The sequence below is a fragment of the Phenylobacterium sp. genome, from assembly GCF_046291545.1.
GTDB lineage: Bacteria > Pseudomonadota > Alphaproteobacteria > Caulobacterales > Caulobacteraceae > Phenylobacterium.
Window position 1 is genome coordinate 1 of sequence record NZ_JBKBSM010000018.1, and the last position, 13,484, is coordinate 13,484.

Genomic DNA, 13,484 nt, shown 5'->3' on the forward strand with positions numbered 1-13,484 from the left:
GGCGCCGACGCGGCCCGGGTCCGCCGGGCGATCGCCGCCCTTCTGCCGGCCGACGCCCAGGTGGCGGACGCCGAGAGCGACGCGCGGGTCTCCGACAACCTCTCCCGCGCCTACCGGGTGAACCTCGACATGCTGGCCCTGGTCGCCCTTCTGACCGGCGGCTTCCTTGTCTATTCGGCGCAGTCGCTGTCGGTCGCCCGCCGCCGCACCCAGTTCGCCCTCCTGCGGGTCCTGGGCGCCACCCGCCGCGGCCTCGTGGCCCAGGTGACGGCCGAGGGGGCGGTCGTCGGGATCGTCGGCGCCGCGGCGGGCCTCGGTCTCGGCCTCGCCCTCGCCCGGGCGGCGCTCGGCGTCTTCGGCGGCGACCTCGGCGGCGGCTATTTCAGCGGCGAGCGGCCCGAACTGGTCTTCGCTCCCGTCGCGGCCGGGGTCTTCCTGGCGCTCGGCGTGGCGGCCTCGATCCTCGGCAGCCTCGTGCCCGCCCGGGAGGCGGCCGGCGCGCCGCCGGCCGTAGCGCTGAAGAACCTCGGCGATGCGGTGGACCCGCGCAAAGCCCCCCGCGCCCGCTTCGCCCTCGCCGCCCTGGCCCTGGGCGCCGCGGCGGCCTTCGCCCCGGCGGTCGGCGGCCTGCCCCTGTTCGGCTACGCCTCGATGGCGCTGCTGCTGGCCGGCGGCGTCGCCGCCATGCCATGGCTGGCGCGGACCCTGCTGGCGCCGCTGCAGCGGGCGCGCCTTTCCGCTCCGCCCCTGGACCTGGCGGTCCGTCGCCTGTGGGGCGCCCCGAGCCAGGCCTCGACCGCCCTGGCCGGCGTGGTCGCCTCCACCAGCCTGATGATCGCCATGGCCGTGATGGTGGCCAGCTTCCGAGGCTCGGTGGCCGACTGGCTGGACCAGGTGCTGCCCGCCGACCTCTACATGCGCCTGGACGAGACCTCGCCCGGGCTGGACCCGCAGGCCCAGGCGCGCCTGGCCGCCGCGCCGGGCGTCGCCGCCGTCGAGTTCGTCCGCACCCTTCCCTTGCGCCTGTCGCCCGATCGCCCGCCCGTGGCGCTGGTGGCCCGTCCCGCCGCCTGGCGCGCCGAGGCGCGGCGGACCCTCCTCGTCGGGCGCGTCGCCGAACCGCCGCCGGGCAAGATCGCGGCCTGGGTCTCCGAGCCCTTCTCGCGCCTGTACGGCAAGGCGCCGGGCGACGTGGTGGAGCTGCCGATCGGCCCAGGCGGGCGCACCGGCGTGGTGGTGGCCGGGGTCTGGCGCGACTACGCCCGCCAGAACGGGGCGATCACCCTGGACGCCGCCGACTACGAACGGCTCACCGGCGACCGCACCCGCTCCGAGGCCTCCATCGAGCTGGACGCCGGCGCGCGGCCCGAGGCGGTCACCCAGGCCCTCCGGGACGTTCTGCCGCCGGCCGTCGCCGAACGGGCGCAGTTCGCCCGGCCGCGGCAGTTGCGCGAACTCGCCCTCGGGCTGTTCGACCGCAGCTTTGCGGTGACCTACCTGCTGGAGGCGATCGCCATCCTGGTCGGCCTCGCCGGCGTGGCCGCCACGATCTCGGCCCAGACCCTGGCCCGCACCAAGGAGTTCGGCATGCTGCGCCACGTCGGCGTGGCCCGCGGCCAGATCGTGCGGATGCTGGCGGCGGAGGGCGCCCTGCTGGGGGCGATCGGGGGCGTGGCGGGGGTCGGCCTGGGCCTCGTGATGAGCCAGGTGCTGATCCACGTGGTCAATCCGCAGTCCTTCCACTGGACCATGCAGACCCGCGTGCCCTGGGCGCTGCTGGCGCTGGTCGCCCTCAGCCTCGTCGTCGCCGCCGCGGGCGCGGCCCTGGTCGCCGGCGGCCGGGCCCTTTCGGCCGACGCGGTGCGCGCGGTGCGGGAGGACTGGTGATGACCCCGCGCCGCTTCGCCTGGCTCCAGGCCCTGGTGCTCGTCCTCGCCGTCGCCCTGGCCGCGGCGATCGTCTTCCGCCCGGCGCCCGGGCCGCCCCCGAGCGCCCCCTCGGCCCCTCGGGCCGCCGCCGGTCCGAGCCTGATCGAGGCGCGGCCCCCGACCGCGGCGACGCCGGTGGACGGCGCAAGCTTCCCGTCCGTCGTCCCCGGCGCGCCGTTCAGCTTCCCCCGCGACCACGGCGCCCATCCCGCCTGGCGGCTGGAGTGGTGGTACCTCACCGGCTGGCTGGAGACCGCCGGCGGCGCGCCCCTCGGCTTCCAGGTGACCTTCTTCCGCGTGCGCACGGGCCTCGGCGAGGGCAACCCCAGCGCCTTCGCCCCCCGCCAGGTCCTGTTCGCCCACGCGGCCCTGTCCGATCCCAGGGTCGGCCGGCTGCTGCACGACCAGCGCATCGCCCGCCAGGGCTTCGGCCTGGCCCAGGCGCGGCTCGGCGATGCGGACCTGGTGCTGAACGACTGGTCGCTGGTTCGCCGCGCCGACGGTCGCTTCCACGCCCGCGTCCGCGGCGAAGAGTTCGACCTGGATCTCGTTCTTTCCCCCACCCAGCCGCCGCTGCTGCAGGGCCAGGGCGGCTATTCCCGCAAGGGGCCGAGCCCGACCCAGGCGAGCTACTACTACAGCGTCCCGCACCTGGCGGTGAGCGGCCGCGTGTCCCGCGACGGGCGCGAACGCGAGGTCACGGGCCAGGCCTGGATGGACCGCGAATGGTCCTCCACCCTCCTGGACTCCCGCGCCGTCGGCTGGGACTGGGCCGGGATCAACCTCGACGACGGCTCGGCCCTCACCGCCTTCCAGGTGCGCGACGCTGAGGGCCGCGCCGTGTGGGCCGGCGGCTCCCTGCGCGGGCCGGACGGTGCCCTGACCACCTTCGCCCCGGACCAGGTGCGCCTGCGCCCCCTGCGCGTCTGGCGCTCGCCGCGCACCGGCGCGGCCTATCCGGTCGCCCAGCAGATCGAGGTGGACGCCCCGGACGGCCCGCGCCGCTTCACCCTCGAGCCGCTGTTCGACGACCAGGAGCTCGACAGCCGCGCCGCCGGCGGGCCGGTCTACTGGGAGGGCGCCGTCGCAACGCAAGGCGGCCGCGGCTACCTGGAGCTGACCGGCTACGCCTCGGCCCTGAAGATGTAGCGCCGGTCAGGCCGCCGGCAGGTCGCCGCCGAGGGCCTGGTAGAGGATCGCCTGGTTCTGCAGCCGGCTCAGCCGGTTCTCCTGCAGCGCCGTCAGGGCCGAGCGCTCGGCCTCCTGGGCGTCGAGCCAGATGCGCAGGGCGACCGAGCCCGCCTCGTAGCGCACGCCGTAGAGCCGCGCCGTCTGGCTCGCCGCCGCGTAGGACGCGGCCAGCCGCTCGCCCTGCAGGTCGAGCTGTGTCTTGGCCGACAGGGCGTTGTCCACGTCGGTGAGGGCGGCGAGCAGCGACTGGCGGAAGTCGATCACCGCCTTCTCGTAGTCGGCCCTGGAGACCTTCAGGCTCAGCGACAGCTGGTTCCAGTTGAGGAACGGCAGGCTCACGCCCACCCCCAGGGTGGAGACCGGGTCGGCGAGCACGCTGGACAGCGCCGTGCTGGAGCCGCCGGCCGACCCCGTCAGCGTGATCTGCGGATAGAAGCTCGCCCGCGCCGCATCGACGTAGGAAAGGCTTTCGCGCAGGCGCAGCTCGGCGGCGCGCAGGTCCGGGCGACGTGCGAGCAGCTCGGCCGGCGCGCCCTCGTCCACCGCCGGCAGCGCCCCCTCCGCCAGCCCCTGCGGCTCGTCGTCCTGCGGCCACGGCTCGCCGCCCAGCAAGAGGGCCAGGGCGTTGCGGGTCTCGACCCGCTGCTGCACCAGGGCGCTCAGGGCCGCCTCCTGGCTCTCCACGCTCTGGCGCGCTTCGTTGAGCTCGATCGCCGAGACGGCGCCCGCGGCCTTCTGGACCTCCACCAGGGCCAGCACCCGCCGGCTGTAGGCGACGCTGTCCTCGGCGCTGGCGATGCGGGCGTTCAGGTAGCCGAGGGTCCAGTAGAGGTCGAGGGTTTCGCCCACCAGCGCCAGGCGCGTGGCTTCCAGGTCCTCGGCCGTCGCCCGGGCTTCCCAGCGGGCGGCGTCGCGCTCGGCGCCCAGCCGGCCGAACAGGTCGGCCTCGTAGGAGACGCCCACCGATGCGCTGGCCGCGCGGCTGTCGGAGCCGTCGTCCGCCCGGCTGGTCGAGGCCGAGCCGTCCGCCGACAGGTGCGGCAGCAGTTGGTCCCCGGCCAGGCCCGCCTGAAGCTGGGCGCGGCGCACCAGGATGGCGGCGGCGGCCAGGTCGTTGTTGCTGGCCAGCGCCTTGTCCACCACCCGGTCCAGGCGCGGATCGCCGAAGGCCGTCCACCAGTCGCCGGACGCGGGCGCGGCGGCCGGCCCGTCCTGGCCGCCGTGGGCGTAGGTCGAGGGCAGCGACCCGACGGCGGCCTGCACCTCGGGCGTGGCGGTGGAGGCGCAGCCGGCGAGCGCGGCGGCGGAGATCAGGGCGATCAGGGCGGTGGAGCGGGGAACGATGCGCATCAGTCTCGGGCCAGGGCTGCGACGGGGTCGAGGCGCGCGGCGCTGCGCGCCGGCAGGAAGCCGAACACGACCCCGATCAGGGTTGAGCAGGCGAAGGCGGCGAGGATCGACATCGCCGAATAGGCCAGTTTGAAGCTGCTGCCGAAGGTGGAGAACACCGCCCCGAAGGCCAGGGCGGCGAGCACGCCGATCGCCCCGCCCAGCAGGCACACGAGGATCGCCTCGATCAGGAACTGCTGGAGGATGTCGCCCTGGCGCGCGCCGACGGCCATGCGCACGCCGATCTCGGCGGTGCGCTCGGTCACCGACACCAGCATGATGTTCATCACCCCGATGCCGCCCACCACCAGGGAGATCACCGCGATCGCCGCGATCAGGGTGGTCATGGTCTCCGTGGTCGCGGTGATGGTCTGGCGGATCTGGTCGGTGTTGATGATGAAGAAGTCCTTGGTGCCGTGGCGGCGGGTCAGGAGCCTGGTCACCCCCTCCTCGGCCACCGCGCTTTCGGTGTCGTCGCTGACGCGCACCGTGACGCTGCGCAGGGTGCTGGTCCCCAGCATCCGCGCCTGCACCGTGGTGTAGGGCAGATAGACCGAAAGGTTCTCGCCGCCGCCGCCGAAGCTGTTGGCCTGCTTGGCCGCGACCCCGATCACGCGGGCGGGGGTGGCGCCCACCAGGATCACCTGGCCCACCGGGCTGCCCTTGAAGTCCTTGAACAGGGTCTCGCGCGTGTTGTCGTCGATGACCACGTCCTGAGCGTAGCTCTTCACGCTGTCGGCGTCGAAGAACCGCCCCTGCGCGATGCTCATGCCGCGCACGCGGAAGTACTGGTCGCCTACGCCGCTGGCCTGGCCGCTGGCGGCCACGTTGCCGAAGCGCAGGGTGACGCTGGTCTGGACCGTGGGGGTGACGCTGTCGACATAGGGCTGCCTGGCCAGCGCGTCGGCGTCGCCGACCACCAGCGTGCGCACCGCCCCTGAGCGCATGTCGCCGAAGTCCTTCCCGGGCATGATCTCGAGGGTGTTGGTGCCGATGGCGCTGATGTTGGCCAGCACCTGGCGGCGCGAGCCCTCGCCCAGCGCCACCACCGACACCACCGAGGCGATGCCGATGATGATGCCGAGCATCGTCAGGAAGGTGCGCAGCCGGTGGGCGTTCATGGCCAGCAGCGCCATGCGGAACGCTTCGGTGAAGCGCGAGCGCCAGGCCTCCAGCGCCGTCTCGTGACGATAGGCCGGCGCCAGCGCCTCGGCCTTGGACGGCGCCTCGCTGCGCGCCGGGCGGCGCGTGTCGGCGACGACCACCCCGTCGCTGATTTCGATGATCCGGTCGCACTGCTCCGCCACCGAGCGCTCGTGGGTGACGATGATCACCGTGCGGCCCTCGTCGTTGAGCTCGCGCAGGATGGCCATGACCTCCGCGCCGCTGACGGTGTCCAGGGCGCCCGTGGGCTCGTCGGCCAGGACGATCTCCCCGCCGTTCATCAGGGCCCGGGCGATGGACACCCGCTGCTGCTGGCCGCCGGAGAGCTGGTTGGGCCGATGCCCCAGCCGCTCGCCCAGCCCCAGGCGCCGGAGCAGGCTCTGGGCGCGCTCGCGCCGGGCTTCGGCCGTCATCCCGGCGTAGATCGCCGGCGTCTCGACGTTGGCCGTGGCGGTCAGGTCCGACAGCAGGTGATAGCGCTGGAAGATGAAGCCGAAGCGCTCCCGCCGCAGGGCGGCCAGTTCGTCCGGCGACAGGCCCGAGACGTCCACCCCGGCCACCCGGTAGGAGCCCGAGGTCGGCCGGTCCAGGCACCCCAGGATGTTCATCAGGGTCGACTTGCCCGAACCCGAAGCGCCCATGATGGCGACCATCTCCCCGGCCTCGATGGTCAGGTCCAGGTCCTTCAGCACCACCAGGTCGCTGTCGCCGGCCGGGAAGGACTTGCGAAGGTCCTTCAGCTCGATGAGGGGCGCGGCCATGGTCAGAACCCGAACGGACCGGGAGGACCGCGGCGGCTCCCGCCGCCATTGCCGGCCGCGGCCGCTTCGCCGCCCGCCGGCGCCTGGGCCAGCACCACCTTGTCGCCGGCCTTCAGCCCGGACAGCACCTGGGCGTTGGTGCCGTCGTCGACGCCCACCTCGACGCGCCGGGGCTCGGGCTTGCCGTCCTCGCCCACCACCATCACGCGGTAGCCGCCGTCGCGGGTCTTGTCGCCCAGCGCCGCGGAAGGGACCGTCAGCACGCCCTCGGCCTTGGCCAGCACCACATAGACCTGGGCGGTCATGTAGGTGCGCAGGCGGCCCTCGGCGTTCGGCACGTCGAACAGCGCGTTGTAGTAGATCGCCTCGGAGGAAGAACTGGTCGAGCTGGACGAGCTGTCCTCGCTCTCGATCGATTCCGGCGCCGGTTCGACCGCCCGCAGCTTGGCGTAGTAGCGGGTGTCCGGATCGCCCAGGATGGTGAAATAGACCTGCTGGCCCGGCTTCACCTTGATCACGTCGGCCTCGGAGATCTCGGCCTTCACAGTCATGGTCTTCAGGTCGGCGAGCTTGACGATGGTCGGGGCCGACTGGTTGGCGTTCACCGTCTGGCCTTCCTTGGTGACGATGGCGACCACCGTGCCGTCGATCGGCGCGCGGATCTGGGTGTAGCCGAGGTTGATGCGGGCGGTCTCCACGGCCACGTCGGCGCTGGCGATCTGGGCGTTCAGGGCCGCGAGCTGGGCGTGGGCCGCCTTGGCCGCCGCCTCGGCGGTCTCGTATTCGGCCTGGGAGGTGGCGTCGGCCTTCAGCATCTGCGCCTGGCGTGCGAACGCCAGTTCGGCCTGGGCGAGATTGGCCTGCACCTCGAGCCGCTGGGCGCGGTAGTTGGCCGCCGAGGCCTCCGCCGTCCGCAGCGAGTTCTTCTGTGGCGCGGAGTCGATCTCGGCGATCAGCTCGCCCTTCTTGACCTCCTGGCCAAGCTCGACCTTCAGCGACGTCACCTGGCCGGACACCTGGGCGCCGACGCTGACCAGGGTTACGGGCTCGAGGGAGCCGGTGGCGAGCACGGTCTTCTCCACGTCTCCACGGGCCGCCACGGCCGTCGCCATGGCCGGCGCCTTCGGGCCGGAGAAGAAGACGGCCTTCACGCCCCACGCCGCGGCGAGGGCGAGGACGACGGCCAGGCCGATCAGGAGGGCTTTGCGCTTGTCGAGCTTCATGGGTCCAGCGGAGGCGATGATCGTTCAGGAGTCCTGACTGGACGCAGGCTGTGGCGGCCAGACGGCGGGTGCTTGTCGCTCTGTGTCCAGCCCGGCCGGAGTTGTGTCGCAATGTGTCGAGACCGGGCGCCGGGGTGCTTTCGACACAACAAAACTGAGCGGAACGAAGGGATTGCCGCCATGATCGGCGTCATGGATTCCGCAGAAGCGCACCTCCTGATCGTCGACGACGACCGCGACATCCGTCAGCTCGTGGCCGAACAGCTCTCCGACGCCGGCTACGCCGTCTCCACCGCCGCCGACGGCGCGGAGATGCGCCGCGTCCTCGCCTCCGGCGGGATCGACCTGATCGTCCTGGACCTGAACCTGCCGCGCGAGGACGGCCTGACCCTCTGCCGGGAGGTCCGCGCCAGGTCCGCCACCCCGATCATCATGCTCACCGCCCGCGGCGAGCCGATCGACCGCATCCTCGGCCTCGAGATGGGGGCGGACGACTACCTGCCCAAGCCGTTTGAGCCGCGCGAGCTTCTCGCCCGCATCCGCAGCGTCCTGCGCCGCGCCAACGCCCTGCCCGCGAACCTGGAGCCTCTGGCCGCCAAGCGCGCCCGCTTCGGCGCCTGGACCCTCGACTTCGAGCGCCGCCAGCTGGAGGGCCCGGGCGGGCGCGTGGTGATGCTCTCGGGCGCCGAGTTCCGGATGATGCGCATCTTCGTCGAGCACGCCAACAAGGTGCTGAACCGCGAGCAGCTCCTCGCCCTGGCCGACGTCAAGCCCGGCGAGGCCCTGGACCGGGCCGTGGACCTGCAGGTCAGCCGGCTCCGCCACAAGCTCGGCGACGATTCCCGCGCGCCTGGCCTCATCAAGACCGTGCGCAACCAGGGCTATGTCCTGGCCTCGCCCGTGGACTTCGAATGACCGGGCCATTCGGATGAAACGCGTCGCCGCCTTCTTCGCCTCCATGGCGGGGCGCATCTTCCTGGTCTCGCTCCTTGGGGTGGCGGTGGCGGCGTCCCTGGCCCTCACCCTCGCCGACGCCAAGCGGCGCGCCGACCTCGACCGCCTGCACCTGGAGCGGGCCGCCGACCGCACCCAGGACTTCGTCACCCTCCTGAACGGCGCCTCCGGGCCCATGCGCGAGCGCCTGGCCGTGCGCGGGGCCCGCTGGGTGCGGCCGGCCCTTGCGGGCGCCCAGCCGGTCGCGCCGGACCCGGCTTTCACCGCCCTGCTGGCCGAACGCCTCGGCCCCCGCGCCGCGCCGCGCGCCGACAAGGCCGACTTCGAAAGCTGCCATCGCCCCCGCCGCCGCAGCGAACCCGGCGGGCCCGACCGCAACGACCTGCCGCCGGGCGTCGAGCCGCCGCAATGCTGGCTGGTGACGGTGGTCCTCGACGACGGCGCAAGCGTCCGGCTCGCCGTCGACACCCCGCCGCGCCTGGTCGGCGAGAATCGCGCCTTCGATCCGGTCTACCTGGCGATCCTCGCCCTCGGCGTCGGGGTGATGGCCCTGGTGGTCGCGCGCATGGCCGCCGCGCCCCTGCGCGGGCTGGCCGAGGCCGCCGGCGAGCTCGGCCGCGACCTCGACCGGCCGCCCCTGCCCGAGACCGGCCCCGCCGAGGTCGCCGCCGCCGCCCGGGCCTTCAACCTCATGCAGACCAAGCTCCAGGGCCACGTCGCCGCGCGCACACAGATGCTGGCGGCGATCACCCACGACCTGCAGACCCCGCTCACCCGCCTGCGCCTGCGCCTGGAAAAGGTCGCCGATCCGGCGCTCAGGGCCCGCCTTGTGGCCGATCTGGCGGCCATGCAGGACATGGTCCGCGAAGGCCTGGACCTGGCCCGCAGCCAGGAGACGCTGGAGGCCTTCGCCGCGGTCGACCTCGATTCCCTGCTGGAAAGCCTGGTCGACGACGCGGTCGAGGCGGGGGAGCGCGCAGTCCTGGTCCAGGGCGTCGGCGTCGACGTGCGGGCCCGACCGCAGGCGCTTCGCCGGTGCATCGCCAACCTGGTGGACAACGCCACGCGCCACGGCGGCGACGCCGAGATTTCCGCCGCCCAGCGCGGCGCGGAGGTTGAGGTGCGGGTCCGCGACCATGGGCCGGGGCTTCCGGACGACCAACTAGAGGCGGTGTTCGACCCCTTCGTGCGGCTCGAGGAATCCCGCTCGCGCGAGACCGGCGGCTCGGGCCTGGGCCTGACGATCGCCCGCGCCCTGGCCGAGCGGAACGGCGGCGCCCTTCGCCTGCGCAATCATCCCGAGGGCGGCCTCGAGGCCGTGCTCACCCTGCGCCGGGCCTGAACCGCCTCACCAGCCGAACCCCACCGAACGCACGAACGGCAGGGCTTCCAGCCGCCGCGCCAGGGTCTCGGCCCGGCGCCGGGCCAGGCGCGAGGCGCGGATCACCGTGCGCGCCGCGGCCTCGCTGGCGGTGTGCTCCACGGCCTCCACGGCGGCCTGCTGCACCATGAACGGCGCCAGGAGCCGCACCAGGGCGTCGTCGGCCGGATCGCTCTCGACCACGAAGCGGAACCTGGCCGCCTCATCCACGGGGCGCCCCCGCCGGTTTGAGCGGGGACACCGGATAGCTCTCCTGGGCCAGAAGCACGCCCGCGGCGTCGAAGGCGCGCAGGCGCAGCTCCGGGCGCCCGTGCAGGTCCTCCCGCGACCAGACGAGCTCCTTGGCCACCTCTCCCGGCCAGGCGCGGGCCACCGCGTCCTCCAGGGTGAACAGGCGCGCGACGGCGCCGTGCGCGAACAGGGTCGCCTCCAGGCGCTCGCAGGCTTGGGCGCCGAGCGCGCGGGCGAAGCGGCCGACCGCCTGGGCGACGGCGGCGGGATCTAGGACGGAATCTGGATTGGACGGCATGGCTGGATCCTTGGGGGTTGAGGGTTGGGGATCCGGCGGGCGCGCAACAAAAAACCCCGCGTCCTGGTCGGAGCGGGGTTCCTGATCTTGCGATCCGCCGGCGATGTGTCAGGTCGCGCGCGTTCGTCCCGTTCCGGCGATGGAGGGGGTAATCATTTTGGTCATGGTCATGGCGGTCGCGCAGGCGCGCGCGTCCGCTCGCTCGGAAGCGGCGGCGGAAACGCGAAGGTGGCCGGCGACGGCGGACATGGTCAGCCTGGATGATTGCGACGCCCCGCCATAGCGCATGCGCGCCGGCTTGGAAACCTCAAGAGGGCCGCCGGCCGCGAGGACGGCCCGTCCCCGGGGCTCCCGCCCTGCGGCGAACGAAGGGGCGGCCCGTTGCCGAGCCGCCCCAAAATGGCCGTCGTCTTCCCGCTCAGAACGAGGTCTTCAGGCTCACCACGGCCGCCCGCGGCGCCCCGACGTAGGCGTAGGGCTGCGAATAGCCGGCCGCGCCCGGCGTGGCGCTCGTCGAGGTGCCGCTCAGCACGCTGTAGTAGCGCTCGTCGAACAGGTTGGTGACGTTGAGCTGGACGTAGCTGTTCTTCCAGCCGAGCGCCGCTAGGTCGTAGCGCACGTCCAGGTCCACGACGGTGAAGGCGTCGACCTTCAGGTCGTTGACGTCGGTGGCCCAGCGCTCGCCCACGTACTTGGCCTGCAGGCCGAGCCCCCAAGGCCCCACGTCGTAGGTCAGTCGCCCGGCGAAGGTCCATTCCGGGGTCTCGACGACCTGCTTGCCCTTGGTCGGCGCATAGCCGAGGGCCGTGGAGATGAAGAGGTCCTCCTGGAGCTTGGCGTCCGTGTAGGACGCCGAGAGGTAGCCGGCGAAGGCCTCGGTGAACTGCGCCTGCACCTGGGCGTCGGCGCCCTTGATCTTCACCGCGCCGACGTTGCGGTCGATGTAGGTGTCGTCGGTCGGGTCGCGGGTGCTGACGATGCGGTTGTCGATGTCGGTCTGGTAGACGCTGGCCGAGGCCATCACGCGCGGCGTGCGATAGCGGTAGCCCACCTCCACCGTCCGGCCGGTCTCCGGTTCGGCGGCGCCCAGCGCGCCGGTGCTGGTCAGGGTGTAGAGGTTGTCCACCTTGGGCGCGGACATCTGTTCCGAATAGTTGGCGAACACCGTGTGCGCGTCGGCCATCCGGTAGGACAGGCCCACGTTCGGCAGCACGTCGTCGTAGCTGCGCTGGGCGTCGAACGGGGTGAAGTACTTGGTCGTGGAGGTTCCGAAGGTCACCGCCTGGGCCACCGCTCCGTCGGCCAGGGCGGCCGTGGTGGTGGGCGCGCGGGTCGTGCAGTATCCGTTCGAGGATCCCGCCTGCGAGTAGCAGTACTGGTGCAGCTCGCGGTCGAGGGTGGGCAGGCGCACGCCGAGGTTCGCCACCAGCCTGTCGCCGAGGAACTCGCCGCGGTACTCCAGGCTCCACTGCTTGAACGTGGCGACGCTCAGCCGGTCCCGCTTCTGGGCCACCGCGCCGTCGGCGCTGAGGATCGCCTCGCCGTAGCCGTCCTTGCCGCTGAACACGTCGCTCGGATAGCCCCCCTCGATCAGGCTGTATTCCCCGGTCTGCCGGGTGTGGCCCTCGTCGTAGGCGAACGCCACGCGCAGGCGGTGATGCTCGCTCATGTCCCAGATCAGCGAGGAGTTGAGCCCGTACCGGCGCGTATTGGTGTTGCTGGGGGAATAGATCTGAACCGTATCGCGCGTGTCGCCGTCGCCGTTCAGGTCGACGCCCGCGCCGGAGGCGCCGACCAGTTGGAAGCCGGTCTCGCTCATGTTGGTCGAGCCGCCGCCGTTGGCCAGGGTGTAATTGAACGAGGGATCGACCGTCAGCTTCAGGTTCGGCAGCAGGGTGAAGCGCCCCTGGCCCCGGATCGTGCCCGTGTTCGAGGGGTTCACCCGCAGGCCGTAGTAGCCGAGGAAGGTCGAGGAATTTCCGCTCGGCACGGTGTCGGCCGACCCCGCCACCGCCGTCGGCTGGGTCCAGGCGGTATTGTAGTCCACGTCCCAGCCGTACTGGCTGACCTCGCTGGCGATCGAGCCGGTCGCCGTGCCCAGGTAGGGCTGATAGTAGAAGGTGTTGCGGTTCTCGTTGTACTGCAGGTTCAGGGCGATGAAGTCGCCCTCCTTGGCCAGGTCCTGTTCGACACGGGCGTTGAACTGCTTCTTGGTCAGGTCGCCCAGGCCCTTGAACTTGTCATAGTTCTGATAGCTCGCCGAGACCCAGGCGCGGGCGCCATAGGGGCCGAACTCGCCGGTCTGACCCAGCACGAAGAAGCGGTGGTAGTTGTCGGTTCCCAGGGCGGCCTTGGCGGTGATCCCGCGCTCGCGCGTCGCCTTCAGCGTCGTGTACTGGATCACCCCGGCCGTCGACGAGGCCGTGACCGTGTCGGCGTCGGTGGAGCCGGTGTTGACGTTGGCCTGCTCGATGACCTCCGGATCGGACTGCTGGTTCGAATAGCCGGCGTAGTTGCCGGCGTCGTTCAGCGGCACGCCGTCGATCAGCAGCCCGATGTGCGCGCTGTCCTGCCCGTGCAGGCGGGTGGAGCCGCCGCTCGAGCCGTAGGGGTCGTTGTTCATGAACACCAGCCCCGGAACCAGGTTTAGGGTCTGCAGCACGGTCTGGCCGTCCGCCTGGCGGGCGATGAACTCCTGGGTGATGGTGTAGCGCGACTTGGGCGCGGTTTCGGCCACCATCGCCCCGTCGATCGTCGCGGGCCCCGCGGCGCCGGTGACGATCAGTTCCTCGACTTCGGCGGTGCCGGTCGATTGGGCGTAGGCCGCGCCGGCTGCCAGCATGCTGGCCAGCGTCGTCGACGCCAGGGCCGCAAGTTTCCTGTTGATCATCGAATATCCCCTTCGAGATCTGGGTGAATGCCTTCATTCCGACCCCAGAGCCGCCCGTGTATAGGCGCCATCAA

Annotated in this window: 10 protein-coding genes; 4 read left to right on the forward strand and 6 right to left on the reverse strand. The window is 72.3% G+C overall.

Features of this window, described 5'->3' with window-relative positions:
• Both ACK4YQ_RS18750 and ACK4YQ_RS18755 read left to right on the forward strand, forming a co-directional pair.
• A partial coding sequence (locus ACK4YQ_RS18750; RefSeq protein ID WP_409613576.1) for an FtsX-like permease family protein occupies positions 1–1,887 on the forward strand: 1,887 nt, incomplete at its 5' end.
• A complete protein-coding gene (locus ACK4YQ_RS18755) occupies positions 1,887–3,077 on the forward strand; it encodes a lipocalin-like domain-containing protein (protein ID WP_409613578.1) in 1,191 nt (396 codons plus the stop codon). The genes ACK4YQ_RS18750 and ACK4YQ_RS18755, both read left to right, overlap by 1 nt.
• 6 nt (positions 3,078–3,083) lie before the next feature.
• Here ACK4YQ_RS18755 and ACK4YQ_RS18760 read toward each other — a convergent pair whose 3' ends face one another.
• The 3 genes from ACK4YQ_RS18760 to ACK4YQ_RS18770 are packed head-to-tail and all read right to left on the reverse strand — an operon-like array spanning position 3,084 to position 7,656.
• A complete protein-coding gene (locus ACK4YQ_RS18760; RefSeq protein WP_409613580.1) occupies positions 3,084–4,469 on the reverse strand; it encodes an efflux transporter outer membrane subunit in 1,386 nt (461 codons plus the stop codon).
• Positions 4,469–6,433 carry a MacB family efflux pump subunit gene (locus tag ACK4YQ_RS18765; RefSeq protein WP_409613583.1) on the reverse strand — a complete coding sequence of 655 codons (1,965 nt, stop codon included), beginning with the start codon at positions 6,431–6,433 and terminating at the stop codon, positions 4,469–4,471. The genes ACK4YQ_RS18760 and ACK4YQ_RS18765 overlap by 1 nt, the downstream gene beginning before the upstream one ends.
• A gap of 2 nt (positions 6,434–6,435) precedes the next feature.
• Positions 6,436–7,656, reverse strand: coding sequence for an efflux RND transporter periplasmic adaptor subunit (locus ACK4YQ_RS18770; protein ID WP_409613586.1), 1,221 nt, complete (start codon positions 7,654–7,656; stop codon positions 6,436–6,438).
• A gap of 180 nt (positions 7,657–7,836) precedes the next feature.
• Here ACK4YQ_RS18770 and ACK4YQ_RS18775 point away from each other — a divergent pair, with 180 nt between their 5' ends.
• Both ACK4YQ_RS18775 and ACK4YQ_RS18780 read left to right on the forward strand, forming a co-directional pair.
• Positions 7,837–8,571 carry a response regulator gene (locus ACK4YQ_RS18775; RefSeq protein WP_409613589.1) on the forward strand — a complete coding sequence of 245 codons (735 nt, stop codon included), beginning with the start codon at positions 7,837–7,839 and terminating at the stop codon, positions 8,569–8,571.
• Between the two features lie 13 nt (positions 8,572–8,584).
• On the forward strand, positions 8,585–9,952 hold the full coding sequence (locus tag ACK4YQ_RS18780) for an ATP-binding protein (protein WP_409613592.1): 1,368 nt from the start codon (positions 8,585–8,587) through the stop codon (positions 9,950–9,952).
• 6 nt (positions 9,953–9,958) lie between these two features.
• Here ACK4YQ_RS18780 and ACK4YQ_RS18785 read toward each other — a convergent pair whose 3' ends face one another.
• From ACK4YQ_RS18785 to ACK4YQ_RS18795, 3 genes are all read right to left on the reverse strand, one after another.
• Entirely contained in the window at positions 9,959–10,201 is a 243-nt protein-coding gene (locus ACK4YQ_RS18785; RefSeq protein WP_409613595.1) for a hypothetical protein, read from the reverse strand.
• The gene (locus tag ACK4YQ_RS18790; RefSeq protein ID WP_409613598.1) at positions 10,194–10,520 is read right to left on the reverse strand and encodes a hypothetical protein; all 327 of its coding nucleotides are present in this window, start codon (positions 10,518–10,520) and stop codon (positions 10,194–10,196) included. The genes ACK4YQ_RS18785 and ACK4YQ_RS18790 overlap by 8 nt, the downstream gene beginning before the upstream one ends.
• Positions 10,521–10,938: 418 nt before the next feature.
• A complete protein-coding gene (locus ACK4YQ_RS18795; protein ID WP_409613601.1) occupies positions 10,939–13,410 on the reverse strand; it encodes a TonB-dependent receptor in 2,472 nt (823 codons plus the stop codon).
• Between the last annotated feature and the right edge of the window lie 74 nt (positions 13,411–13,484).

Excerpts from the sequence above, each read along its gene's own strand:
- ACK4YQ_RS18755 (WP_409613578.1), top strand. The coding sequence starts at position 1,887 with ATGACCCCGCGCCGCTTCGCCTGGCTCCAGGCCCTGGTGCTCGTCCTC.
- ACK4YQ_RS18780 (WP_409613592.1), top strand. The coding sequence starts at position 8,585 with ATGAAACGCGTCGCCGCCTTCTTCGCCTCCATGGCGGGGCGCATCTTC.
- ACK4YQ_RS18790 (WP_409613598.1), bottom strand. The coding sequence starts at position 10,520 with ATGCCGTCCAATCCAGATTCCGTCCTAGATCCCGCCGCCGTCGCCCAG.
- ACK4YQ_RS18775 (WP_409613589.1), top strand. The coding sequence starts at position 7,837 with ATGATCGGCGTCATGGATTCCGCAGAAGCGCACCTCCTGATCGTCGAC.
- ACK4YQ_RS18770 (WP_409613586.1), bottom strand. The coding sequence starts at position 7,656 with ATGAAGCTCGACAAGCGCAAAGCCCTCCTGATCGGCCTGGCCGTCGTC.
- ACK4YQ_RS18765 (WP_409613583.1), bottom strand. The coding sequence starts at position 6,433 with ATGGCCGCGCCCCTCATCGAGCTGAAGGACCTTCGCAAGTCCTTCCCG.
- ACK4YQ_RS18795 (WP_409613601.1), bottom strand. The coding sequence starts at position 13,410 with ATGATCAACAGGAAACTTGCGGCCCTGGCGTCGACGACGCTGGCCAGC.
- ACK4YQ_RS18760 (WP_409613580.1), bottom strand. The coding sequence starts at position 4,469 with ATGCGCATCGTTCCCCGCTCCACCGCCCTGATCGCCCTGATCTCCGCC.